This window comes from Aeribacillus sp. FSL W8-0870 (assembly GCF_037963755.1).
Lineage (GTDB): Bacteria > Bacillota > Bacilli > Bacillales > Aeribacillaceae > Aeribacillus > Aeribacillus composti.
Map to the genome: position 1 here is coordinate 2,451,549 of NZ_CP150165.1, position 26,225 is coordinate 2,477,773.

Below are 26,225 nucleotides of genomic sequence, written 5' to 3' on the forward strand. Positions count from 1 at the left end.
CTCCTCGTATACTAAGTTTCAGAAAGTTTTTTTATCGAATTTCCAGTCCGATACGCTCCTTGACAATCGCATATCTTGGGTGGTTGCCTTTGTGGGAGGGGCGCGCCCCTCCCACAAAGGGTTCAGCGTACCGGGGTTGGACTTTTCGCAATGTTCCTGGATAATGGTCTTAGGATCATCGGGGATACTCTTCTCACTCCTGTAGCTTTGACTACTTGTAAAGTCTGTCTCCTCGGCCCCTGTTTGGACGTCTAACCCGCAGGCTGTTCCCGTTGGTTTTCCCCATGCTGGAAGGAGCAGCTTCCAGGGCAGCCCATGGTCCAACGTGAGTTCTCATATGCGAGGGTGACTGGTCAACAGGCGCGATCCGGGGGCATCCCGAAGAGTCCTACCCCTCGATCCTACAACAATAGGAGGTGATCTCATGAAACTCTACGTCGGGATCGACGTGAGCTCACGCGACTTAGCCACCTGCATTATGGATCATGAAGGAAATACGTGCGCACGCTTCAAAGTGGATAATCATCTTCTGGGCGCCACCTTCCTTCGGGATCAAATCCTCCTGTGGGCTAACAAGCGAAAGCCAACCGAAATTCTGATCGGGATGGAAGCCACCTCGGTCTACAGTTGGCATCCAGCTATGTTTTTCCACCAGCAGGAGGCCTTGCAGGCTTGGAACGTCAAGGTGTTTACGATCAATCCAAAGCTCATTCGCAAGTTTAAAGAAGCCTATGTCGACTTGGAGAAAACGGATGACATCGATGCTTGGATCATTGCGGATCGGCTTCGCTTCGGCCGTCTGAAGATGACGGCTGTCCTCAAGGAGCAGTTTCTCGCGCTTCAGCGACTGACACGCATGCGATATCATCTCGTCCACCAGTTAACCCGTGAGAAACAGTATTTTCTCCAGCACTTGTTTTACAAATGCAGTTCCTTTACCCAAGAGGTGGACAGTTCGATCTTCGGACATGCCATTCTCGAACTGCTGCTTGAGTCGTGGAGCCTCGATGACATCTGCCAAATGGATGTCAAGCAGTTGGCCGACTTCCTGCGCCAAAAAGGGCGCAATCGCTTTGCCGATCCGGAATGCATCGCCAAGTCGATTCAAAAGGCGGCCCGTTCGTCGTATCGGTTGTCCAAGTGTGTCGAGGATTCCATCGACTTGCTGTTAGGGCTGTCGATTCAATCAATCCGCAGCCTGCAATCGCAGCTCAAAGAGCTCGATAAAGCCATTACCCGCCATCTTGAAGGCATTCCGAACACACTGCAAACCATCCCAGGCATCGGACCGGTTTATACCGCAGGCATCCTGGCCGAAATCGGGCAAATCGAGCGGTTTCACAACCAGGCCGCCTTGGCAAAATATGCCGGCTTGACATGGTCCAAGCACCAATCGGGCCGTTTTCAAGCCGAGGACACCTCCCTCATTCGTTCCGGCAATCGCTATCTCCGTTACTACCTAGTGGAGGCTGCCAACTCGGTGCAACGGCATGATGCGACGTTTCGTGCGTACTACCGGAAGAAGTATGAGGAAGTGCCCAAACACCAACATAAACGAGCCCTCGTCCTCACCGCTAGAAAACTCGTGCGTGTGATCGATGCGCTGCTACGCAACGGTCAAATCTACACGCCAAGAAAGGGGGAAGATCGATAAGAGGATCGATCTGGTATACCAATATCAACCTTTAGACCCAGTTTATTACATGTACCAATACTGGGTTTCTTCAGTATTGCCTTTTTTCGGATCATCGGACAAGGGAATTTCCAATTTCTATGATTTTTCACCTTGACATATTACCGCAGGACTTTATGTCATGAACAACTGCTTCTAATGATGACAAATCAAAAATATTGTATGTTTTAACGCTGCGATCCACCTTTTTGACAAGACCTGTCAGAACTTTTCCAGCACCGATTTCAATAAACGTTGTCACCCCTGCTTGAATCATCGACCGTACACTTTCTTCCCATCGAACAGGAGAATAAAGCTGTTCAATCAAAAGGCTCTTGATTTCATCTTTATTTTGAACAGGAGCAGCAGTCACGTTTGCGATGACAGGAACGGATGCATCTTGAATGGTCACTTCATCAAGCACTTTGGACAGCTCGCTGGCAGCCGGCTTCATCAATTCAGAATGAAATGGACCGCTTACTTCCAGCGGGATTACCCGCTTGGCGCCCTTTTCTTTAGCAAGCTCCCCAGCTCTTTGTATTCCTTCTTTTGTTCCAGAAATAACGATTTGCCCGGGACAATTTAAATTTGCCAGTTGTACTAGTGTGCCTTCATTCGAGATTTGTTTTGTTATGTTTTCAAGTTCTTCCTGCACCATACCTAAAACGGCAGCCATGGATCCTTCTCCTGCAGGAACCGCTTTTTCCATCAGTTCACCGCGCTTTCTTACAACATAGACAGCATCTTCAACTGTCATGACGTTTGCCGCCACTAATGCTGTATATTCACCCAGGCTGTGTCCGGCAACATAATCAAAAACGACTTCATACTGTTTCAATGCTTCAAAAATCGCAGCGCTTGTCGTCAGCAGTGCAGGCTGTGCATTGTATGTTAACGTCAATTCTTCTTGCGGACCGTTGAAAATAATAGAAGTTAAATCAAAGTCTAAACGTTCATTTGCTTTTTGAAAAATTTCCTTGGAAATGGGAACTTGATCAAAAAAATCTTTTCCCATACCGACTTGCTGAGAGCCTTGTCCCGGAAACAGAAGAGCAGTTTTCCCCATTGTCAATCCCCTTTCAATTGCATGTTCTGAATCGTTTCTTCTATCGTTGAAGATACGGAGTTCGCCACTATTTCCCGAGCCTGGCGAATAGCATGAAAAATAGCCAGCTCATCGGATGAACCGTGGGCTTTGATCACCGGTGCTTTCAGCCCGAATAAGCAAGCCCCGCCATGCTCTGAATAATCCATTTTTTTCTTTAGTCCTTTTAATTTCGGCTTCAAAACAGCTGCAGCAATTTTCGCTGTAAAAGAGCTTGTCAACGCCTCTTTCATCATGGCAAATACCGAAAGTGCTGTGCCTTCAATGGCTTTCAAAGCAATGTTTCCTGAAAAACCGTCCGTTACTACAACATCAGCCGCTCCTTTCAGCAGGTCGCGCGCTTCTACATTGCCGACAAAGTTGATCGGCGATTGAGACAGAAGTTGAAAAGCCTGTTTAGCTAATTCGTTCCCCTTTTTTTCCTCCGTTCCAATGTTGAGCAAGCCAACTCTCGGAGATTTGATCCCTCTCACCTTTTCTGCATAAACGGAGCCCATGATTGCATACTGCTGCAGATGTTCCATTTTCGCATCTGCATTAGCGCCGACATCGAGCATCACAAAGCCTTTTCCATCAAGGGTCGGCAGTGTTGGTGCCAGCGCCGGCCGGTCGATGCCGTTTATACGGCCGATAATAAACAGACCGGCAGTCATAAGCGCGCCTGTATTCCCAGCTGAAATGCAGGCATCCGCCTTTTTGTCGCGAACTCTTTCAGCCATAATGACCATCGACGCATTTTTTTTTCTGCGCACAGCCCGAACAGGTTCGTCGTCATTTTCAATTTTTTCTTCTGTATGAAAAATAGAAATGTTTGTATGTCTACCTTCTAACAATGGAGTGATCAGCGACTCATTTCCGATTAATTCAATTTCCAAATCAGAAAATTCATCAAGCGCTCTTAATGCTCCTTTTACAACCGCTTGAGGCGCGTTGTCTCCCCCCATTGCATCAATGGCTATCTTCATGTTTTGCCCCTTCCTTTTTAGATTGATTCGCAGATCTGAACATTTCAAATTCACCTGAAAAAACGAGTTCGTTGCCGACATAGCTGTTTACTTCAACAAACGTGCGGCCTTTATCTCGGTCAATGCGAGTGACTTTTGCTTTTGCGACAACGCGCTCATTTTCTTTTACTTGCCGTGTGAAACGGATTGTCGCTTTAGCCGTTAATGCCAATTCATCATCAATGCAAGCGACGGCAAGAGAGTTCGCTTGTGCAAATAGATGATGGCCGCGTGCAATTTGATTTCGGCTAAAAACATGCTCTTTTTTAACATCAAAAATCGAAATAGCTGATTTATCGAGCTCAAGATCAATAATTTCACCGATCACTTCATCAATCGGAAGGGATTTGACTTCATCTTCAAGTTTTCGTTCAGCGACATGCTTGATTCGTTCTCTTAATTCCGGGATCGACAGTTCTAGTCTGTCCAAACGGATGGTTTGGACGCTGACACCAAATTTTTCAGCTAATTCTTCATCTGTAATAAAAGGCGTTTCTTGAATTGTTTCCAACAATAAACGCTGTCTTTCCTTTTTACTGCGTCTCATTTTTTACACCGTCCGACTAGTATTAAGACTAGGTACTAATAACAAGTATATAATCAAAGAAATAAGTTTGCAACAATGAATTCTTTTTTTTGGCTAATCCAGCTTCCCTCCGCTCAACACTCCGGAAGCCTCTAAATCATCGCGGAGCGGCGCAAATTGTTCATCCTTCCAAAAAGCATCAGACTGAATCAGTTGGGCAGCGTCAGATCTCGCAGTTTCAAGCGCTCTGTAATCATGGACCATGTCGGCGATTTTAAACTCTGGTATGCCGCTTTGTTTTTTGCCGAAAAAATCTCCTGGACCTCTAAGCTCCAAATCTTTTTCAGCTAAACGGAAGCCGTCATCTGTTTCCGTCATAATTCTCATTCTTTCTTTTCCTATTTCTGATTTCGGATCTGAAAGCAGTATGCAATAGGATTGCAAGTTTCCCCGGCCAACTCTTCCTCTCAGCTGATGGAGCTGGGCAAGACCAAACCGCTCCGCATCGTAAACTAACATGACCGTGGCATTCGGTACGTTTACGCCCACTTCCACTACTGTCGTGGAGACAAGAACTTGCACTTTATTTTCGCTAAAATCCATCATCACCTGATTTTTCTCTTCTTGTGACATGCGCCCATGCAAAAGGCCGATTTGAATTCTGCCCTGATAAAATTGAGTTAATTGACTGTGCACTGTCACAGCATTTTCAACATCCAAATTTTCCGATTCTTCAATTAACGGACAAATCACATACGCTTGATGGCCCTTTTTCACTTCTTTTTCAATAAATATTAGAATTCGGGTTAACATTTCCGGCCGAACCCAATATGTTTTTACCTTCTTTCTTCCGGAAGGCATTTCATCAATGATGGAAACATCCATTTCGCCAAATGCAGTTATAGCAAGAGTTCTTGGAATAGGAGTTGCCGTCATAAATAACACATCTGGGAATTCTCCTTTTTCCCGCAATATTCTTCGCTGATTGACGCCGAACCGATGCTGTTCATCCGTAATCACAAGCCCTAAACGGCAAAAATTCACTTCCTCCTGAATAAGGGAATGCGTCCCTATGATCATGTTAATGTCCCCAGATTTCAACTGAAGAAGCAGTTCTTTTCGTTTTTTCCCTTTGATTGAGCTTGTTAATAAAGCGATGCGGACAGACGTATGCGAAAAAAGATTTGACAATGATTTCGCATGCTGCTCAGCTAAAATTTCCGTTGGAACCATCAATGCCGCTTGATAGCCGCTTAACACAGCGGCATACATCACAATGGCAGCAACTGCGGTTTTCCCTGATCCAACATCTCCTTGAAGAAGGCGGTTCATCCTGTAGGGTGAAGACATATCGGATAAAATTTCCGAAACGACACGCTTTTGTGCGTTTGTTAATGAAAAAGGAAGCGTGTCGATAAAGGATTGCAATTCTTTTCGATCAAAATGATGAGAAATTCCTCTTGAGGAAGACCTGCGAAAATGTTTAATCGCCTGCATTTTCAATTGAAATAATAAAAATTCTTCATAAACAAATCTTCTTCTTGCTTGTTTCAGTTCATCAGCATTTTTGGGAAGGTGCATGGCTCTTACCGCTTCTTCTTTCATCGGCAATTTATATCGCTTCCTGAGCATTTCCGGCAAATTTTCTGGAATAAAACTGGAATACGACTGGATGGCGGTCCTGATAATCCGTTTTAGCTCTGAAACAGTCAGCTTTCCGCGGACTGAATAAACGGGTTCTACTTCTTGATTTTGCTTATGAGGCCCAAAATGAATCTGTTGAACATTGACAGTTTGCCGATTGCGGTCCCAAATGCCAGAGACGGTAACAACCTGATTGATGGCAAGCTTCTGTTTGTAATATGGTCTATTAAAACATACTGCAGTGACAACATAACGGCCGACAAGCATGCGAAAGGAAAGACGTGACCGCTTCTTTCCGTAATAGGTCAGCAATGGCTCGCTGTAAACCTTTCCTTCGACTGTCACTCTTTCTTTATGCTTCACTTCAGCAAGATCCTTTAAACGGTTGTCTTCATAGCGATTAGGAAAATAATAAAGCAAATCAGAAACAGTATGTATTCCCATATCATGCAGCAAACGTTCTGTTTGTTCTCCTACCCCTTTAACCGCTGTGACCGGTTGTAGCAATTGGTTCATGTTCTGTTTGCAGCTTTGAACTTAGCCGCGGGAAACCTCCTTTAAAACCGTTTGAAATATCGATATTTAGTTTACCAAAAATACTTAAACCGTGAAATAAAAAGAGGAAGGCCGAAGCCCTCCTGCTCTACTCAACTGAAAAAATATAAGAATATAATGGCTGATTTCCATTATGAACCTCAATTTCGATATGTTTATAATGATTTTCAACATGTTGGACTAATTGGTCTACTTCGTTTTCGGATGCATCTTCTCCTTGGAGAATCGTCAATATTTCATCCTCTTCATCGATCATTTGATCCAACAACTTTTTGGCAGCTTCAAGCTTGCTTTTATCTTTTGCGACGATGGTTTTCTCGTAAATCCCCATGAAGTCTCCTTTTTCTATCGCAAGTCCTTCAATACTTGTATCCCTTACAGCATATGTGACTTGTCCTGTTTTCACATTCCTGCTTGCTTCCTCCATCGCCTTTACGTTTTCCTCTAAACCGAGTTCAGGATTGAAAGCCAGCAGGGCGGATAATCCTTGAGGAACGCTTTTCGTTTCAATGACTCTTATATTTTTATCAGTTATTTGTGCTGCTTGATTGGCTGCCATAATGATATTGGAATTGTTCGGCAAAATAATAATATTCTCTGCGTTCAACTGTTCGACAGCCTTTACAAAATCTTCAGTACTTGGATTCATCGTCTGGCCGCCTTCAATAATTTTTGTTGCACCAATTGATGTAAAAAGATCGGAAATTCCCGAGCCCATGGCAACCGCGATAATTCCGTACTTTTCATTTTTGGGTGCCGCCGGTTCAGTAGATAATACATTTTCCGTTTGATTATTGACAATTGTACTATGCTGCTCGCGCATGTTTTCAATTTTCATATTCAATAAGCTGCCGTAGCGCTGCCCGTATGTCAATACCTCGCCAGGTTGTTCAGAATGGATATGTACTTTGACAAGTTCATCATCGGCAATTACTAAAAGCGAATCTCCGAACCGGGATAAATCTTCGCGAAATTTCTTTTCAGAAAACGGCTCTTTTTCTTTTTCAAACCGAACCATAAATTCTGTACAATATCCATATTTAATATCTTCTGTATTAATATGACTTTGTGCATTTTTATGATGCTCTGCACTTACCAGTTTGTCCATCGAAGGAAGCTTAGGGGATTCGGAAATTTTCTCTCCCTTTAATTCTGCCAAAAATCCCTCGTAAATAAATACAAGTCCTTGTCCACCGCTGTCCACAACGCCCACTTCTTTTAGGACAGGCAGAAGCTCAGGCGTTCTCTTTAATGACTCCTTTGCTTCTTTTACCACTTCTTCCATAACAATTGTCAGATCATCGGTTGATTTAGCTGTTTTAACAGCTTTTTTCGCAGCATCTTTTGCAACCGTTAAAATGGTCCCTTCAACAGGCTTCATAACAGCTTTATAGGCAGTATCAACACCTGCTTGAAAAGCTTTAGCAAATTCATCCGCATTGATCGATTCTTTTCCTTCAACCGCTTTTGCAAACCCACGAAAAAGCTGGGATAAAATAACCCCAGAATTTCCACGCGCGCCCATTAACAGACCTTTTGCAAATGCTCCAGCTACAGAACCGATATTTGATGAAACATGTTTTTGTACTTCTTTCGCTCCAGCTGTGATGGATAAATTCATGTTTGTTCCCGTATCCCCATCCGGAACAGGAAAAACGTTTAACGCATCCACCACTTTCGCATTATTAGATAGATGATTCGCTCCTTGAATCACCATTTCCGCAAAGCGCTTCCCATCAAGCAAAGTATTGGCCACAAATGTTTCCTCCTTCTCTACGGATTCGTAACACGAACCCCTTGCACATATATGTTAATGGAATCGACAGATAATCCAAGAATTTGATTTAATGTATATTTCACTTTTGTTTGAACATTATGAGCAACTTCTGATATTTTTGTTCCATAGCTGACAATAATATACATATCAATATGAACGCTCTCTTGTTCTTGGCGGACGATCACTCCACGGCTGAAATTTTCTCGCCGTAAAATTTCTGAGAGTCCGTCTTTAATTTGATTTTTGGAAGCCATTCCGACAATTCCGTAACAATCAACAGCTGCACCGCCGGCAACTTGTGCGACTACATCATTCGAAATTTCGATCTGGCCATATTTCGTTTTTAATTCGATGGACATTCGAGTTCCTCCTTTAGCATACGTTCATTACAAACATTTTACTATATGATGATTTGGATTTAAAGAAATGTCATGGCTCCCTACATAATAAGAGCATTAATACATGATGATGTCAAGCGTAAATTCTTGAAAGTGAGGTGAATTTATATTGCAATGATCAAGGGTGTATGTTACATTATTATAGTATCTTGAAACATTGTCAAAATAGCAATTTCCTTGCAAGTTAGGAGGTATAGAAATGGCTCGTAAATGTGTGATTACTGGCAAAAAAACAAGCTTTGGCAATACGCGCTCTCACGCTATGAACGCTTCAAGACGCAAATGGGGAGCGAACCTTCAAAAAGTGCGAATTCTTGTGAATGGAAAGCCAAAACGTGTATACGTTTCTGCACGTGCTCTTAAATCTGGAAAAGTTGAGCGTGTATAAAACAAAAGTTAGACGACAAGAGGTTGGATTATGATCAGAAGAAATCGGCGAATCCCGATATCTTCTGATCAAAAGTATTTCGAAAATAAGCGTTTAAAAAATCGGCGCTTTAACAAACTTCTGCCCGTTTTGTTTCAATACTCTTTATTCACCTTTTGAAGCACTCCCAATGTCACATTTCTTCAAGCACATTCTTCTTTTTAGGCGAATCCTGCAACTTTAAAATCCACTTTAACATGAAATTTTTTCAAACTGCTAAAAAAACTACATAGGTATTTACTACATATTAACGATCGGAATACATTCCACTTTCTTAAACAGTTTGCCTTTCTTCAGCGCGATCCGTGTTCCTTTCGGCATACACAAAATCAACCGCATAAAGTCTACTTTAAATTTAAAAAAATTCTTTTTTACACAAAAAAGATGGAAGAAAAATGAGGCAGCTTTTTAATATTGAAGACAAAAATCCCTGCCATTTACTGTATTTGTTGACAGTTTGCTAAAAACGAAGGCAACATGCACTTAATCGGGGTCCTCTATTATTTTTTCCAGTTGAAGCCGAACATTCTAACAGATGGTAAATCCCCACAATATAATTTGGTATAAAAAAAGCTTGTAGAGTTCACACCATTCGGCTTTGTCTACAAGCAGAAAGCACCTTGATAGGTGCTTCTTTAATCTTTCTTAAATGAACCGAGCATTGCCCGTATAATTCCTCCTAAAAACCTCGGAAGCTTAATTGTATAAAATCTCATTTATATTTACCCTCCCCATGAGAAATCTAAAAAACGTCTATAAGTAGCATATTCATCATCCGTATTTTAGATACTAATTAGAACGTCTTCATCAACTTTTCTTACAATATCTTTATGCATGAAAAAAATAAAAAAGTACATGACATCTATTGATGAATCAACATAAAAATGAAAAATTTTTTCCTTTAAATGTGAAAAGAACCGCATATAAACGGTTCTTTCACATTCCTCTTATAGATTTGATCGCTTGTTTGCGATCTTTTTCATTATAAATGGCTGATCCTGCCACAAGCACATTTGCTCCAGCTTCCACACACAATTTGGCTGTTTCAGCGTTGATGCCGCCGTCCACTTCGATCTCAACTTGCAAATTTCTTTCTTTCAAGATGCTGGAAACTTGCTGAATTTTTTTGATGACTGATGGAATAAACGCTTGTCCGCCAAATCCAGGGTTAACCGTCATCAAAAGCACGAGATCAACATCTTCTATTACATGCTCGATCATCGATACAGGAGTATGTGGATTTAAAACAACACCTGCTTTCACTCCATTCGATTTGATTAAATGGATCGTTCGATGAAGATGCGGGCAGGCTTCCGCATGAACGGACAACAAGTCGGCTCCTGCTTCAACAAAAGCAGGAATATAACGATCAGGCTGTTCAATCATTAAATGAACATCAAGCGGCAGCTTGGTCACTGGGCGGATCGCTTGCACAATGAGTGGACCAATCGTAATATTCGGCACAAAGTGGCCGTCCATCACGTCAACATGAATGTAATCCGCTCCTCCTTTTTCCACATCAATAATTTCTTCTGCCAACCTAGAAAAATCTGCGGATAAAATCGAAGGTGCAATTTTAACCATGTTCAATACCTCGGCTTTCTTTCTTTTATCTCTTCTAAAAACTGAAGATAATGTTCGTACCTGTAGGAGGAAATATCGCCATTTTCAACCGCTTCTTTAACGGCGCATTTTGGCTCCTTCTGATGAAGACAGCCTCGAAATTTACATTGAATGCTAAATTCTTTTATCTCTGGAAAGCAATTCGGCAAGTCATCAGCTTCTATACCCGTAAACTCCAGCGAACTAAATCCGGGCGTATCGGCGACTAGTCCCCCTCCCAATGAAATGAGCTCTACATGTCTCGTTGTATGCTTTCCTCTCCCCAAATGATCGGAAATTTCTCCTGTCTTCAATTGCAAACGGTGATCCAGGCAGTTCAACATGGAGGATTTGCCAACTCCAGATTGCCCGGCAATCACTGAAATGCTGTCTTTTAAATAAGGAATGACCTGTTTAACTGTTTCAGGCTCTTTTGTAGTCATCAAAAAGACAGGATAGACAATTTTTTCATAATCTTTGGCAAACTGACGAATCTTTTCATCTATTACATGATCTGCAATTAAGTCCATTTTTGTAATACAAATGATCGGGCGAATGTTTTTGGCTTCCATTAACACCAAAAAGCGATCCAGCAGCTTGGCACTAAAATCTGGACTTACAGCGGAAAAAACTAAGATCCCTTGATCAATGTTTGAAATGGGCGGACGGATCAATTCATTCTTTCTATGCAAAATTTCTAGAATGTAGCCTTCTTTTTCATTTTCCGCCTGAAAAATAACTTCATCTCCTACTAGAGGGGAAATTTTATTTTTTCGAAACACCCCTCTTCCCCTGCATTGATAAAGCTTATTTTCAGCCAATACGTAATAAAATCCGCTTAACGCTTTAACAATTTTGCCTTTTGGCATACATGACCTCCTTTTTCATTAATTTTCAGGATAAGGAACTGTTTCAGTTTTCACCACTTCATTATTCAGCAAAACTTGATAATAAGCGGATTGACCAGGTTGAATCGTCAGCTCAATTTTCTTTTTGGTAGGCTTTGATATTTTAAATGTTTCATAAGGTTCACCGATAGAATGCTCAGCATCATTGATATAAATACCCACTTCCGCTTCTTCGCCGTGAATTTCGGGATCAAACGGGATCTCTACTTCACGGACGACTTTTTTGTCCGGCTTTTCTTCCGGACCTAAGGAAATAACCACTTCTATTTTTTCACCCGGAAGCACTTTTTTTCCTACGCTCGGTGATTGGGAAATCACTTGACCGGCAGGAACTTCATCGGAATGTTCTTCTTTCTTTGAAAAAGATAAACCTTCTTTTTCCACATAGTCCTTAACAGCTTCTTCTGTGTATCCCGTTAAATCTGCAAGCGTGATTTTTCTCGGTCCTTTGCTCACGGTTAATGTAATTTCATCTTCATCAGGAATGAGCTCTGCTCCCTCACTCGGAGATTGGTCAATGACAGTTCCTTCCTCTTCACCGCTATATTCTTCCAATACTGTAATGTTGGAAAATCCTTTTACTTCAAGGAGCTGCCTTACCCTCTCGATATCCTTCCCGATATAATTATCAAGCGTTACCTTTTTCTTGCCTGCACTTTCATAAATGATAATAGAAGAACCTTCTTCTACCATTTCTCCTGCTTCTGGTTCTGTCCTTATGACATATCCTTCTTCAATTTCATCGTTTTCCAACAAAATCGTGTCTTTGACATCAAATCCTTCCTTCAGCAATTGGTTGACAGCTTCCTCATATGTTTTCCCTCTCACATCAGGCACTTCTACATCTTTTGGAAGGATTAGTTTAGGAAGAACGAGAAGTGCTAAAATGATGGCTATGATGACTACAGCTGTCGCCATCCATAACATTTTCAGCCATTTTCTTTTTTTCTTAGGGCTTACAATATTTTCATGCTTTTGTTCCTTTTCTAATCCCGACGGCTGCCGATCCTTTGCATGATGAATGATTGTTTGTTCCCCAGTTTCAGGTATATCATGTAAAACAATCGGATGGGTGATCGTTTTTTCGTCGTTATCAGGTATTTCAAATTTCTTTTCATCTAATCTGTCTGTATTAAAGGCAGTGCGAATATCTTCTCCCATTTCTTCCGCAGAGGAATAACGGTGAAGAGGGTCTTTCGCCATCGCCTTTAAAATAATATTTTCGACGCTTTGGGGGATCTCAGGGTTCCATCTCTTTGGAGACGGAGCTTCTGATTGCAAATGCTTTAAAGCGATTGATACGGCCGATTCCCCGTCAAAAGGGAGCCTGCCTGTCAGCATTTCATACAGGACGATGCCGAGCGAATAAATGTCAGATTTTTTTGTTGCAATCTGACCTCTCGCTTGTTCAGGCGACAAATAATGTACAGAGCCCAGCACGGAATTAGTGTGGGTAATGGTTGTTGATGTCAGAGCCATAGCAATCCCAAAATCGGTCACTTTAATGTTCCCGAGGTTGTCAATAAGTATATTGTGCGGCTTTATATCTCTATGGACAATTTGATTTTCGTGTGCGTGAGCAATGGCTGATACGATTTGCTCCATTAAATTTAATGCTTCTCTAGGATGCAAAGGTGCATTTTGCTGGATGTACTGCTTTAACGTCTTGCCTTCCACATACTCCATCACGATGTAGTAAATGTTATCTTCTTCGCCGACATCGTAAATGCTGACGATATTCGGATGGGCAAGGCTTGTTGCCGATTGTGCCTCTCTCCTAAATCTTCGTATAAACTCATCATCATCTGAAAAATCTAATCGTAAAATTTTAATGGCAACGTCGCGTTCTAAAATAATGTCTCTTGCTAAATAAACGTTTGCCATTCCTCCTCCGCCAATCACTTTCAAAATTTTGTAACGGCCGCTAATCCGCTTGCCGATCAGCATGTTCCATCACTCTCGTGGCCGATGACATGTTTATAAATAATGACAGAAATATTGTCATCGCCGCCGTTTTCATTTGCTAGCCGTATTAATTCCTTCGCTTTTTCTTCCAGTGATTGGTCGGATGATAAAATTGATTCCATTTCATGTTCCTGCACTTTATTCGATAAACCGTCAGAACAAAGAAGCAAATAATCGTTTACTTCTAGGCCGACTGTTTTAATATCTGCATCGACAGATTGTTCTGTGCCGAGAGCCTTCAATAAAATGTTTTTTCGCGGATGCTCTTTCGCATCCTCTTTTGAAATTTGTCCCGATTTCACAAGCTCATTCACTAATGAATGATCATCGGTAATTTGAGCAAAACCGGCTTTATTTAACAAATAGCATCGGCTGTCGCCAATGTGGGCGATTGTAGCAAAGCTTTCAGTACAGATGGCGCCGACAAACGTCGTGCCCATTCCTTTACATTCCTTATGTTCATTCGCATATGTCAAAAGTTCTTCGTTGACTTCGGCAATATGATCGTTTATCCAGCGCTCCGCCTGCTCGGGATGTTCCATTTTTTCCGCTTCGTTCCAGCTTTTTTCAAAATGCTCGATCGTCATTCTGCTTGCGACATCGCCTGCGAGGTGGCCACCCATTCCGTCAGCTACGACAGCTAAAATTTGCCCGTGTCGGTTAAGAATGGCACTTGCGGCGTCTTCATTATGGGTTCTGACCTTCCCTTTGTCAGTAAAAACAGCGGTTTTCATTTATTCACCTCGTCTCTATTTTTCGCTCTTTTGCCCTTAACTGTCCGCAAGCTGCATCAATATCGTGTCCATGTTCTCTTCGGATCGTGACATTAATCCCTTGTTCCTTTAATGTCCGTTCAAATCGAAAAATTTGATTTTTGCTCGTGCGAACATAATTCCGCTCCGGAACATAGTTGACTGGAATTAAATTCACGTGGCATTTTAAATCTTTTATTAGCTCAGCAAGCTCGAGTGCGTGCTCCACTTGATCATTTACGCCTCCAAACAGTCCGTATTCAAATGAAATTCGCCGCCCTGTTTTGTCAATATAGTATTTGACTGCCTTCATTAAATCAGGAAGCTTAAAAGCTTTATTGATCGGCATTAGCTTTGTGCGCAGTTCTGTATTCGGTGCATGGAGGGAAATAGCTAAATTGATTTGTAAATTTTCGTCAGCAAATTGATAAATTTTAGGGGTAATTCCGCTAGTTGAAACAGTAATGTGGCGGGCGCCAATGTTCAATCCTTTTTCGTCGTTGATGATTTTTAAAAATGACATCATTTCTTCATAGTTGTCAAAAGGCTCTCCAATCCCCATTATGACGACATGGCTGACTCGTTCGCCGATTTCATCTAAAATTTGCTGCACTTTTATGACTTGAGCTACAATTTCCCCCGCAGATAAATTTCGTTTTAATCCACCTAATGTGGAAGCGCAAAAGGTGCACCCGATTCGGCAGCCAACTTGTGTTGTCACACATACTGAGTTTCCGTAATTATGCCTCATTAACACCGTTTCAATGGAATAGCCGTCATGGAGCTCAAACAAAAATTTCATCGTGCCGTCTTTTGACGTTTGCTTAACAATTGTTTTCAATGTTGTCAAATCGAAATGCTCCGCCAATGCTTCCTTCAATGACTTTGGCAAATTGGTCATTTTATCGAAAGAGGCAGCGCGTTTTTTATACAGCCAATCAAAAATTTGTGCTGCTCGAAAGCCTTTTTCTCCTTGTTGTTCAAGCCATTCTTTTAAATCGGAATATTTTAACGAATAAATAGATGGTTTTACTTGCATCTTGTCCATCATTGTACCTTCCTTCTCAAAGCCGCGATAAAAAATCCGTCGGTATTGAAATATTGCGGCAAAATTTGCACAAAGCCGTTTTCGACGTATTGTCGAACTTTTTCCGGCATTCGATCTTTTAACGTCTTATCCAATTGAAAGTCATCATGCTCCTTTAAAAAATATTTTATCATCTCCTCATTTTCTTGTTTATCTATTGTGCAAGTGCTATAAACAAGCAAACCTCCAGGCTTCACCAAATCAGCTACGGAAGCTAATATCTTTTTTTGCACTGATGTTAAAGAAAGAATATCTTCTTCTGTTTTCGTATATTTTATTTCCGGTTTTTTTCTTATGACACCGAATCCGCTGCACGGTGCATCCACTAAAATTTTGTCGAAGCTGTTTGGCGGAAAATGCTCCGAGGCGTTGCGGCTGTCCAGCACTTTTGCGTTTACATTCAAGAGCCCAAGCCTTGATGCTTGTTTTTCGATGAGCTGGATTTTATGCTCGTGCAAATCTAGGGAGACGACTTTACCCGTATTATTCAAAAGCTCTGCAATATGAGTTGACTTCCCTCCCGGAGCTGCACATGCATCCAAAATTTGCTCTCCTTCTTTTACATGTAAAGCTAGCGAGACGAGCATCGAGCTTTCATCTTGAATGGTGAACCAACCTTTTTGATAGAGGCTCGTATTCGCTAAATTTCCTTTTACAGCTTCGATGGCCTCATCAACCAGCTTTCCCTTCACCGCCTTTATTCCTTCTTTTTCCAAAGCAGCGATCGCCTGAGGAACTGTCGTTTTCAGCTTGTTCACTCTAGCTGTCTGTTTAGCATGCAAAAGCTGCGATGATAATATATTTTCCGCAGTCTCAAACCCGTATTGACTCGCAAGCCGTTCGACAAGCCATTTCGGAGCGCTTGTCTTTACCGCTGTACGCTCAATCGGATCTTGTATGTCTTTAATGGTAGGGAGGCCTTTTCGTTGTATATTTCGCAAAACACCGTTTACTAGAGCCGCAATCCCTTTATGTCCTCTCTTTTTGGCGATTTCCACTGCCTCATAAAGAACCGCGCGGTCAGGAATCCGATCTAAATACACCATTTGATAAAGCGATATTCTTAAAAGCTGGATCACCCAATTGCTAATTTTTTTCTTTTTCTCTAGAAAATGCGATAAATAGTAATCAAGAGTCAGCTTCCGCTGGATGGTTCCGTAGACAAGCTCTGTCAATAAAGCAGCATCTTTTTGCTCCAATTTATATTTATCAATCCATGTATTTAGCAGCAGGTTGCTGTATGCTTGTTTTTCTTCGATGGCCACTAGTAAATCCATTGCTAGTTCTCTTGCATTTCGTTTTTTCATTCGAATGTCATCCCTATTTCAATTTGCGTTCCTCTTAAAAATTGCTCGCAGCTCATTTTTTTCTTTCCGGACGGCTGAAGCTCAATAATTTTAATGGAAACGTCATTTCCTGTTGCAACAACGAAACCGTCCTTGTCGACGGAAACAATTGTTCCAGGCTCTGCTTGGTGTTCTTTCTTCACTTTTTCTCCCCACCAAATTTTAATCGTCTTTCCGTTCAAAACCGTGTAGGCAACTGGCCAAGGATTTAACCCGCGAATGTGGTTGTACACCTCTTCACCGCTTTTCGTCCAATCGATTTTTTCCTGTTCCCTTTGAATATTCCAGGCAAATGTGGCTTTCGTTTCATCTTGCGGAATTGGAGTTATACTGTTTTCTAAAATTTTCGGTATCGTTTGTGACAAAAGATTGGCGCCTGCTTCGCTCAATTTGTCGTGCAATGTAGCAACCGTATCCCTTTCATCAATTGGAACTTCGACTTGTGTTAAAATATCTCCGGCATCCAGTTTTTCCACCATATACATGATCGTAACTCCCGTCTTCTTTTTGCCTTGCATGATGGCATAATGAATGGGTGCTCCGCCTCGCAGCTCAGGCAAAAGAGAAGCATGTACATTTATACAGCCATATTTCGGTGCGTCCAAAATCTCTTTTGGCAAAATTTGACCAAAAGCAGCCGTTACAATTAAGTCGGGTTTTAACGCCAAAATTTTTTCTATTTCTTCTTTGTGACGGATTTTTTCAGGTTGAAACACTGGAATGTTATGTTGTTCTGCAGCCACTTTTACAGGCGGAGGCGTCAATTGTTTTTTTCTTCCTTTCGGGCGGTCTGGCTGTGTGACAACTGCACAAACGTCATGACCGTCTTTTACGATTCGATTTAGCACTGGTACAGCAAAGTCAGGCGTGCCCATAAATATAATTTTCGCCATACATATCTCCCTTCTATTGTTTCCAACTCATCGACATCTAAAAACTAGATATGATGCTAACAATTTACATAACCAATTTATAGAATGGTATACGGATTTAGATCAATCATCAATTTTAAATCCGTTTGCGACATGTCCTCTTCATAATGCTCGAACAATAATTTCAGTGTTTTATACAAGTTTTTTTCCCGTTTGTATTTTATCATGCATTGAAATCGATATCTATCTTTCATCTTCGGTATTGGCGAACTGACAGGACCGAGGATCTGCGCCTCATTTGATAAATGAAGCTTTAAATATTGTCCAATTTTCTCCGTTACTTCAGCTGCTTTTATCGCATTTGGATGGGAAACGGTAATGAGAATGAGAAAATAATAGGGCGGATAGGCAAAAGATTTTCTCATTTTCATTTCCTGTCGATAAAATGTTTCAAAATCATGCAAGCTTGCCAATTGAATGGAGTAATGCTCAGGCGTATAAGTTTGAATCACCACTTCCCCCGGAAGCTCATGCCGGCCTGCTCTTCCGCTTACTTGCGTTAATAATTGAAACGTTTTTTCTCCAGACCGGAAATCAGGAAGATGGAGCATCGTGTCAGCCGAAAGCACTCCGACCAATGTGACATCAGGGAAGTCCAATCCTTTTGCAATCATTTGTGTTCCAAGCAGGATGTCTGCTTTTTTTTCGCCGAATGCGTTTAAAAGCTTTTCATGCATTCCTTTACGGCTGGTCGTGTCGACATCCATCCGTATGACACGCGCTTCCGGGATAAGCCTGTTGAGCTCTTCCTCGATACGCTGAGTTCCTGTTCCGAAAAAGCGAATATGCTCGCTTCCACATTCTGGGCATCGAGACGGCATGGCTGTTTCGAATTGGCAATAGTGGCATTTTAGCTTTTCCCCATGCCGATGATAAGTAAGGGAAATATCGCAATGAGGACATCCTATGACATGTCCGCAATTTCTGCACATGACGAAGGAAGAATAGCCGCGCTTGTTTAATAAAAGTACAGATTGCTCTCCTTTCTTCAAGCGATCTGTCAGCTTTTCAAACAACGTTCTTGAAAACATCGATCGGTTGCCGTTTCTCAGCTCCTCCCGCATGTCGACAATATGGACTTCCGGCAGAGGACGGCGGTTGACGCGTTCTTTTAAAGTTAACAACGTATAAACGCCTTTTTGTGCTCTCGCAAATGATTCAAGCGTCGGAGTGGCGCTTCCTAAAATGACTGGACATTGATGATATTTCCCTCTGTAAATGGCAACGTCCCTTGCATGATACCGAGGACTTTCCTCCTGTTTATAGCTAGTTTCATGCTCTTCATCAATAATAATGATGCCGATATTTTGAAACGGGGCAAAAATTGCTGATCTCGCCCCGACGACAAGCTTCGCTTCTTTCCGGTAAATTTTCCGCCATTCATCGAACTTTTCCCCGCTGGACAACCCGCTATGAAGAACAGCAACCTGGCTGCCAAATCTGCTTTTAAACCGCTGAACCATTTGAGGAGTCAACGATATTTCAGGTACTAGCACGATCGCTTCTTTTCCTTCATTCAATACCTTCTCGATCGCTTGCAAATAAATTTCCGTTTTGCCGCTTCCCGTGACCCCATACATTAAAAATACTTCGTGCTCGTGTCGATTCAGCTTGTCTAAAATCGGCTCCATTGCACGTTTTTGTTCGTCAGTTAACGGTAAAGGCTTCGTTCTCGGAAACTGTTTATGCTCATAAGGATCTCTGTAAATTTCTACTTGCTCCTCTGTCAAAATACCTTTTTTAATTAACGCTTTGACGGCAATTGAAGCTCCTTGTATGCTGTTCGTCAACTCCGTTAATAAAATCGGATTAGGATGATCAATAAAAAATTGAATAACCTCTTTCTGTTTATGGGCGCGAGCTGGCAAATGCTGAAGCTGTTCTTCAAGCTCACGAACCGGCAAAAGAGGCTTTACATATTTCACAAGCCGTTTTTTTTGCTTTTGTTCGACACGATAATCGATTTGCAAATTCCCATTACGAATTTCCTTTTGAACGACGGCGACAAGCGATGAAGGTAAATCCTCCCATGAAAGCGGCCCTCCTTTTTCGAAAGCAGTCCTGATCTCTTCAGGCAAATCCTCCAATTGAGCGGAGCTCGATGGCTTGATTTCTTTTATGTACCTCGTTTTCATCGCAGCCGGAAGCATTGCCTGAAAAGCGGTGATTTTATAGCAAAGAGTCGTTTCACTAAGCCATGCGCCAAGCTCTAACAGTTCATGATTTAATACCGGTTCCGGATCAAAAAGCGAATGGATCAGTTTCACACTGTCAATATCTGTTTCATTTTTTAACTGAACGACAAATCCAGTAAGCTTGCGGGAGCCGAAAGGAACGATGACCCTCATGCCAGGCTGGATTACGCCAGCGAATTTATTTGGAATTTCGTAGTCAAATAGCTTGTCCGTGCCTTTTGCCGGGACATCCACAACAACGCTTGCATACCGCATTATCTATTCACCTTTCAAAAGCTTTTCAATTTCTCTTAAAATTGCATTTGCCACTTCTTTTTTAGACATAAGCGGATACGCCTTCTTTTCTCCGTTTCTATGAAAAATCGTCACTATATTTGTATCCTTTTGAAATCCTGCTCCTGGTTCATTTACATTGTTGGCGACAATTAAATCCAAGTTCTTTTCATTCAGCTTATGCAGCGCATATTGTTCAACATTTTCCGTTTCCGCCGCAAATCCTACCAGCAATTTTGTTCCTTTCTTCTCGCCGAGTCTTTTTAAAATGTCTTCCGTACGTTCCAATTCAATGACTAATGAGCCGTCCTTTTTTTTCATTTTTTGATCAAATGTTTGTTTCGGCCGATAATCAGAAACTGCGGCAGATTTAATCACAATGTCGGCTTTGTCAAAATGGTTCATCACTTCATGATACATCTCTTCAGCACTTTCAACTGGCACAAATGTCACCCCGGCCGGCGGCGCAAGAGAAGTCGGACCGGAAATTAAAATTACGCTCGCTCCAAGCTCCTTCGCCTGCTCGGCGATCGCATAGCCCATTTTTCCGCTTGAATGGTTGGAGAAAAACCGGACAGGATCTATTTTTTCCCTTGTCGGCCCCGCAGTAATGATAATTGTTTTCTGATTCAAGACGGAAGGTACCTTCGTTTGATCGGAAAAATGATTTTGAATGAGTTCAACGATTTTGTCCGGCTCTTCCAGGCGGCCTTTGCCAACGTAACCGCATGCAAGATGTCCTTCTTGCGGTTCAATAAACTGATAGCCGTCCCGATAAAGCGTTTCAATGTTGCGTTTTACAGCCGGATGGTCATACATATGTACATTCATTGCAGGAGCAATCCAAACCGGTGCAGTTGTCGCCAGCAGTGTCGTTGTCACCATATCATCGGCAATCCCTGAGGCAAGTTTCCCAATGATATTGGCAGTTGCTGGAGCTACGAGCACTAAATCAGCCCAGTCGGCTAAATCGATATGTGCAATCACTTTCGCATCTTTTTCATCAAAAGTATCTAAAAACACTTCATTTCTTGATAGTACTTGAAACGTCAAAGGGGTGACGAATTTCGTAGCAGATTCTGTCATGATCACTTTCACATCAAAACCCGCCTGTGTCAGCTTGCTCGTCAAAGCTGCAGCCTTGAAAACCGCTATTCCTCCCGTTACACACAATAAAATACGTCTCGGACGTGCCACTTTGTTCTCCTCCTATTTCTCAGCTTTTTAAAAAAATAACAACCTATCAAGTAGGTTGTTATGACAGCAGCTATTATTTCTCAATCTTTTCATAATTAAGCAGCCCTGCATCAATTTCTTCCAGCGCTTTTCCGACATATTTTACAGATACCGTGTTTTCCAATTGCTGGTCATTGTTTTGCTGCATTTGCCGCGCTCTTTTTGCTGCTACAGTTACTAGTGTATATTTTGAATTGATACGGTTTAATAGGGAATCAATTGATGGATAAAGCATCAAGACTCAACCTCCAAAAATTTTTTGTACATTTGTGCAACTCTTTCCCTTCTGCAATGTTCAGCAGTCACAATCGCTTTAATTTTTTCACAGGCAAGATTCACTTCATCATTAACAACAACATAGTCATAATAATCCATCATGTCAATTTCTTCTTTTGCTTTTTTCATCCGATTATTGATCAAGTCAGCTGACTCTGTTCCTCTCGTGACAATTCGATTTTTCAGTTCTTCCAGGCTAGGCGGGAGTAAAAATATAAACAACCCGTCAGGAAATGCCTTTTTAACTTGAAGAGCCCCTTGAACTTCAATTTCTAGAAAAACATCTTTTCCTTCTGCAAGTGTTTTCTCTACATATTCAACGGGTGTACCGTAATAATTCCCAACATATTCTGCCCATTCAAGCAGTTTGTTTTCCTTAATCATCTGTTCAAATTGTTCGCGTGTTTTAAAAAAATAATCTACACCGTCCTTCTCACCCTCCCGTGGGGTTCTCGTCGTCACTGAGATCGAATATTGAAAATTGACGTCTTTTTGTGCAAACAACGCTTTGCGAACAGTGCCTTTTCCCACTCCGGACGGTCCAGACAAAACAATTAACAAACCTTTTTTCTTTAATTGCATTTCAATTTTACCCTACCCTTCATCAGACAGCTCATCTTTATTGGAAAGCCTTTGAGCAACTGTTTCCGGTTGGACGGCAGACAATATAATATGGTCAGAATCCATTATAACAACTGCTCTCGTCCTTCTTCCATATGTCGCATCAATAAGCATTCCTCGTTCTCTTGCATCTTGAATCATCCGCTTTATCGGAGCCGATTCGGGGCTTACAATGGAAATGATGCGGCTTGCTGAAACGATGTTGCCAAAGCCAATATTAATTAATTTAATTCCCATGATTTTTCCCCCTAAAAAGCCTTTATTCAATATTTTGAACTTGCTCTTTTAATTTTTCAATAACAGTTTTCAATTCCACAACGAAAGCAGAAATGGCCGAATCATTCCCTTTAGCTCCGATCGTATTGGCTTCCCGGCTCATCTCTTGTACGATAAAATCAAGCTTCCGCCCTATCGGTTCATCTTTTTCGATCGTTTTTCGAAACTGGCTCAAATGGCTTTCTAATCTTGTCAATTCTTCCGTAATATCCGATTTGTCAGCGAAAATTGCCACTTCCAACAATATTCTATTCTCATCAATATTCCCTGTTATAAACTCGGATAAACGCTTTTGCAATTTATCTCTGTAGTTGCTTGCGACAATACTGGCTCTTGATTGAATATGTTCTATGATTTGCTCTAACGCTTCCAAATGCTCAAGCAAGTCTTCTTTTAGCTTGCTTCCTTCTGCAGCCCGCATTTCCAGAAGTTGATTGGCCGCTTCATGAACAGCTTCTAACATCATACATTCAAGCTCTTCATTTTCATTCGCAACCTCTTGAATTTCAAAAATATGTTCATCATGCAAAAGGTGCATGAAACGAATGGAATCATCTATATGAAAACGGCGTTTCATTTCGTTCAAAGCGTCTATGTATTGAGCGGCAAGGGACCAGTCAACGTTTAGGGTTCTGGAAAAAAGACCCTCTCCGCTGACCGTGATGTACAATTCCACACGTCCTCGATTTATATAAGATTGTACGGCTTTCTTTATTTTTTCTTCAAGCGAAAAAAAATTTTTAGGCATCCGCACGCTGATTTCACAAAACCGGTGATTGACCGATCTCATCTCAACTGTTATTTGCATCTGCTGCACCGTTTTTACCGAGCGGCCAAATCCCGTCATGCTTAATACCATTGTACCACATCCGTTCTTTCGTCGCCTTCAAAACAAAAGAAAAAAAGAAAGGTCATAGAATAGCATCTATCACCTGAAAAAATTATAACATAACTTATCGTTTTTTTCTTGTTAAAATTGATCCTGCCAGCAAAAATGTCGGCAGAGCGGACATGACGAAAATAAACAGCCAATCTCGAGCCATGATAGGCGTTGTATGGAAAATCGGTTGAAGCGGCTCATAATAAATGACAACAAGCATTAAGATTATGGATGAAAAGACTGCCAGCAGCAAATAAATGTTGTTAAAAGGATTCCGGTCAAAAATCGTTCTTTCCGTTCTTGAATCAAACACTAAAATCAATTGCGACAAAACAAGTGTTGCAAAAGCAGCTGTTTGCGCGTAGGCAAGCTGTTCTGTATTCCGTTCATAAATGAAGTAAAAGACAAGTAGTGTGGACAGCCCGATTAAAAAACCGCGAGATAAAATTTTCCAGCCAAGCCCTCTCGAAAAAATCCCTTCTTTCGGATCGCGAGGCTTTCTTTTTAACACATCTTCTTCTGCGGGATCAAGGCCAAGCGCCATAGCCGGCAGGCCATCTGTTACAAGGTTCACCCACAAAATTTGAATCGGAACAAGCGGCAGTGGCAATGCTAAAATCATGGCAAATAACATAACTAGTATCTCTCCTACATTTGATGCTAATAAATAGCGAATAAATTTCCTGATATTGTCATAAATATTGCGCCCTTCTTGAATCGCTGCTTTAATGGTGGCAAAGTTATCATCAACGAGAATAAGAGAGGAAGCTTCTTTTGCCACATCGGTGCCGCTCATTCCCATCGAAATGCCTATGTCTGCCGCTTTGATTGCCGGGGCATCATTTACGCCGTCTCCAGTCATTGCAACGATATGTCCTTTGTTTTGCAATGCTTTCACAATTTTCAATTTATGCTCCGGAGAAACTCTGGCAAATACGTAAATATCATCAACTACTTCTTCCAATTCTTCAATCGTGAGCTTGGACAAAGATGATCCGTCCATTACTTTACCGTTAGGCGGCAATATTTCTAGTTCTTTTGCGATAGCTTGTGCGGTAATAACATGATCGCCTGTTATCATGACAGTTTTAATGCCTGCTTCACCGCATTCCTTCACCGCTTGTTTCACTTCTGGTCTTGGCGGGTCAATCATTCCTTGTATGCCAATGAAAATAAGAGAAGATTCCGCTTCAGCTTGGGGTAGAGATCCTGTATGAAGCGGTTTGTATGCAACTGCTATCGTTCTTAATGCTTCGTTTGCCTGATGAAAAATCGCCTTTTGAATGTCATTTTTTCGCTGCTCCGTTAAACGTTCTTTTCTATCGTGCCAAAGAACATGTGTCGAACGTTCTAATATAACATCTGGAGCTCCTTTTGCAACTGCAAAGCATTTTCCGTCTTTGTCTTGAACAATGACGGACATCATTTTTCGGTCGGAGTCAAAAGGAAATTCTCGCATAATATGAAATTGCTTCAATAATTTTGATTTTGATAGCCCCGCTTTCATGCCAGCCACGATCAACGCGCCTTCCGTCGGGTCGCCATCAAGGGAATATTCTCCATTTGTTTCAATAATATCAGATGTTGAAGCAAGCATTCCAAACATTAACATTTGCTTCAACGGTTTATGAGCAGCCGGATCAATTTTTTTTCCGTTTTCAAAAAACTCCCCAGCAGGCTGATAGCCTGCACCTGTTACCTTCCATGATTTATTGCTTATCCAAATGTCTGTCACAGTCATTTGGTTTTGAGTCATTGTTCCTGTTTTATCTGAACAAATGACGGTTGCACATCCGAGTGTTTCAACAGCTGGAAGCTTTCGGACAATTGAATTTTTCTTGATCATCCGCTGGACGCCCAATGCCAATGCAACCGTAACAATCGCCGGCAAGCCTTCAGGAATCGCCGCCACTGCCAGCGAGACCCCCGCCAAAAACATTTCATAAACAGCATGTCCTTGCATGACTCCGATTCCTGCTACTAATACCGTCAAGAGAAGAGCTACAACAATTAAAACTTTGCCCAGCTCTTCTAATTTTCTCTGCATCGGTGTCAATTGCTGCTCCTGGGTTTGCAGCAAATCTGCAATTTGCCCCATTGCCGTTTTCATGCCTGTAGCCACGACAACGCCGACTCCACTTCCTCTTGTTACAAGCGTGCCCATAAAGGCCATATTTTGCATATCGCCAACGGATCCTTGATTCCCTTTTAATGGGCGTGTATGTTTTCCAACAGGGACGGATTCGCCAGTTAGTGCCGACTCCTCGACTTCAAGGCTTGATACCTGAATGAGACGCACATCAGCTCCGATTCGATCGCCGCTTTTAAATTTAATGCAGTCCCCTACGACAATTTCTCTCGAAGGGATCTTCGCCCACTTCCCGCTGCGCAATACAGTAGTCTGCGGGCTTGACAGTTCTTTTAATGCAGCAAGAGACTTCTCTGCCTTTTTCTCTTGAATAAATCCAAGAACTCCGTTCAAAATCACAATCGCAATAATGGCAACTGCATCAATATACTCTCCTAAAAGGCCGGAAATGACGGTTGCCGCAATTAAAACAAGAACCATGAAATCTTTAAACTGGCCGAAAAATAACAAAAGATTTGATTGCCGTTTTCCTTCTGCAAGCTCATTGTATCCTAATTTTTTTCTGCGGTTTTCTGCTTCTTTTGCTGATAATCCTTTTTTTATATCGACATTCAATGATTGAATTACTTCTTGTTCTGTCAATTCATGCCATTTCATGAATTTCTGTTTCACCCCTTTT

At 41.7% G+C, this 26,225-nt stretch carries 23 protein-coding genes; 2 read left to right on the top strand and 21 right to left on the bottom strand.

Features of this window, described 5'->3' with window-relative positions:
* Window positions 1-424 precede the first annotated feature (424 nt).
* Window positions 425-1,654 (top strand): IS110 family transposase, encoded by a 1,230-nt coding sequence (locus tag NSU02_RS11850; protein WP_027725928.1) that lies wholly within the window; start codon window positions 425-427, stop codon window positions 1,652-1,654.
* A 127-nt stretch (window positions 1,655-1,781) separates the two neighbouring features.
* On the opposite strand, the gene fabD is transcribed toward NSU02_RS11850, so the two are convergent.
* The 6 genes from fabD to NSU02_RS11880 form a co-directional block, all read right to left on the bottom strand.
* Window positions 1,782-2,738 (bottom strand): ACP S-malonyltransferase, encoded by a 957-nt coding sequence (fabD, locus tag NSU02_RS11855; protein WP_339192947.1) that lies wholly within the window; start codon window positions 2,736-2,738, stop codon window positions 1,782-1,784.
* Between the two features lie 2 nt (window positions 2,739-2,740).
* Window positions 2,741-3,742, bottom strand: coding sequence for a phosphate acyltransferase PlsX (plsX, locus tag NSU02_RS11860; protein WP_339192948.1), 1,002 nt, complete (start codon window positions 3,740-3,742; stop codon window positions 2,741-2,743).
* Window positions 3,726-4,328 carry a transcription factor FapR gene (fapR, locus tag NSU02_RS11865; RefSeq protein WP_063388440.1) on the bottom strand — a complete coding sequence of 201 codons (603 nt, stop codon included), beginning with the start codon at window positions 4,326-4,328 and terminating at the stop codon, window positions 3,726-3,728. Before fapR ends, plsX begins: the two co-directional genes overlap by 17 nt.
* 93 nt (window positions 4,329-4,421) lie before the next feature.
* Window positions 4,422-6,467, bottom strand: coding sequence for an ATP-dependent DNA helicase RecG (gene recG / locus NSU02_RS11870; RefSeq protein ID WP_339192949.1), 2,046 nt, complete (start codon window positions 6,465-6,467; stop codon window positions 4,422-4,424).
* A 127-nt stretch (window positions 6,468-6,594) separates the two neighbouring features.
* Complete coding sequence (locus NSU02_RS11875; protein ID WP_339192950.1) at window positions 6,595-8,262, bottom strand: DAK2 domain-containing protein; 1,668 nt, start codon at window positions 8,260-8,262, stop codon at window positions 6,595-6,597.
* 17 nt (window positions 8,263-8,279) lie between these two features.
* Window positions 8,280-8,642 (bottom strand): Asp23/Gls24 family envelope stress response protein, encoded by a 363-nt coding sequence (locus tag NSU02_RS11880; protein ID WP_063388443.1) that lies wholly within the window; start codon window positions 8,640-8,642, stop codon window positions 8,280-8,282.
* Window positions 8,643-8,880: 238 nt separating this feature from the next.
* Here NSU02_RS11880 and rpmB point away from each other — a divergent pair, with 238 nt between their 5' ends.
* Complete coding sequence (rpmB, locus tag NSU02_RS11885) at window positions 8,881-9,069, top strand: 50S ribosomal protein L28 (protein WP_063388444.1); 189 nt, start codon at window positions 8,881-8,883, stop codon at window positions 9,067-9,069.
* 674 nt (window positions 9,070-9,743) lie between these two features.
* On the opposite strand, the gene spoVM is transcribed toward rpmB, so the two are convergent.
* The 15 genes from spoVM to NSU02_RS11960 all read right to left on the bottom strand — a co-directional run bounded on the left by spoVM (window position 9,744) and on the right by NSU02_RS11960 (window position 26,203).
* Window positions 9,744-9,824, bottom strand: coding sequence for a stage V sporulation protein SpoVM (gene spoVM, locus NSU02_RS11890; protein ID WP_063388445.1), 81 nt, complete (start codon window positions 9,822-9,824; stop codon window positions 9,744-9,746).
* 220 nt (window positions 9,825-10,044) lie between these two features.
* A complete protein-coding gene (gene rpe, locus NSU02_RS11895; RefSeq protein ID WP_063388446.1) occupies window positions 10,045-10,692 on the bottom strand; it encodes a ribulose-phosphate 3-epimerase in 648 nt (215 codons plus the stop codon).
* 2 nt (window positions 10,693-10,694) lie between these two features.
* On the bottom strand, window positions 10,695-11,579 hold the full coding sequence (gene rsgA / locus NSU02_RS11900) for a ribosome small subunit-dependent GTPase A (RefSeq protein ID WP_339192951.1): 885 nt from the start codon (window positions 11,577-11,579) through the stop codon (window positions 10,695-10,697).
* Between the two features lie 18 nt (window positions 11,580-11,597).
* Entirely contained in the window at window positions 11,598-13,565 is a 1,968-nt protein-coding gene (pknB, locus tag NSU02_RS11905) for a Stk1 family PASTA domain-containing Ser/Thr kinase (RefSeq protein ID WP_339192952.1), read from the bottom strand.
* Window positions 13,559-14,317 (bottom strand): Stp1/IreP family PP2C-type Ser/Thr phosphatase, encoded by a 759-nt coding sequence (locus NSU02_RS11910; protein WP_063388449.1) that lies wholly within the window; start codon window positions 14,315-14,317, stop codon window positions 13,559-13,561. Before NSU02_RS11910 ends, pknB begins: the two co-directional genes overlap by 7 nt.
* A 4-nt stretch (window positions 14,318-14,321) precedes the next feature.
* Window positions 14,322-15,386 carry a 23S rRNA (adenine(2503)-C(2))-methyltransferase RlmN gene (gene rlmN / locus NSU02_RS11915; protein ID WP_339192953.1) on the bottom strand — a complete coding sequence of 355 codons (1,065 nt, stop codon included), beginning with the start codon at window positions 15,384-15,386 and terminating at the stop codon, window positions 14,322-14,324.
* A complete protein-coding gene (gene rsmB / locus NSU02_RS11920; protein ID WP_339192954.1) occupies window positions 15,383-16,729 on the bottom strand; it encodes a 16S rRNA (cytosine(967)-C(5))-methyltransferase RsmB in 1,347 nt (448 codons plus the stop codon). The genes rlmN and rsmB overlap by 4 nt, the downstream gene beginning before the upstream one ends.
* A complete protein-coding gene (gene fmt / locus NSU02_RS11925; protein ID WP_063388452.1) occupies window positions 16,726-17,661 on the bottom strand; it encodes a methionyl-tRNA formyltransferase in 936 nt (311 codons plus the stop codon). Before fmt ends, rsmB begins: the two co-directional genes overlap by 4 nt.
* A 77-nt stretch (window positions 17,662-17,738) precedes the next feature.
* A complete protein-coding gene (priA, locus tag NSU02_RS11930; RefSeq protein WP_339192955.1) occupies window positions 17,739-20,150 on the bottom strand; it encodes a primosomal protein N' in 2,412 nt (803 codons plus the stop codon).
* A 3-nt stretch (window positions 20,151-20,153) separates the two neighbouring features.
* Window positions 20,154-21,365, bottom strand: coding sequence for a bifunctional phosphopantothenoylcysteine decarboxylase/phosphopantothenate--cysteine ligase CoaBC (gene coaBC / locus NSU02_RS11935; protein ID WP_066246562.1), 1,212 nt, complete (start codon window positions 21,363-21,365; stop codon window positions 20,154-20,156).
* Window positions 21,366-21,438: 73 nt separating this feature from the next.
* Window positions 21,439-21,639, bottom strand: a complete 201-nt coding sequence (gene rpoZ / locus NSU02_RS11940) for a DNA-directed RNA polymerase subunit omega (protein ID WP_063388646.1) — start codon at window positions 21,637-21,639, stop codon at window positions 21,439-21,441.
* Window positions 21,639-22,262: a guanylate kinase gene (gene gmk / locus NSU02_RS11945; RefSeq protein ID WP_063388455.1), complete on the bottom strand. Its 624-nt coding sequence runs from the start codon at window positions 22,260-22,262 to the stop codon at window positions 21,639-21,641. Before gmk ends, rpoZ begins: the two co-directional genes overlap by 1 nt.
* Window positions 22,263-22,274: 12 nt before the next feature.
* Window positions 22,275-22,538 (bottom strand): DUF370 domain-containing protein, encoded by a 264-nt coding sequence (locus NSU02_RS11950; protein ID WP_063388456.1) that lies wholly within the window; start codon window positions 22,536-22,538, stop codon window positions 22,275-22,277.
* Between the two features lie 22 nt (window positions 22,539-22,560).
* The gene (locus NSU02_RS11955; protein WP_339192956.1) at window positions 22,561-23,436 is read right to left on the bottom strand and encodes a YicC/YloC family endoribonuclease; all 876 of its coding nucleotides are present in this window, start codon (window positions 23,434-23,436) and stop codon (window positions 22,561-22,563) included.
* Window positions 23,437-23,530: 94 nt separating this feature from the next.
* Window positions 23,531-26,203, bottom strand: a complete 2,673-nt coding sequence (locus NSU02_RS11960) for a calcium-translocating P-type ATPase, SERCA-type (protein WP_339195781.1) — start codon at window positions 26,201-26,203, stop codon at window positions 23,531-23,533.
* Window positions 26,204-26,225 lie beyond the last annotated feature (22 nt).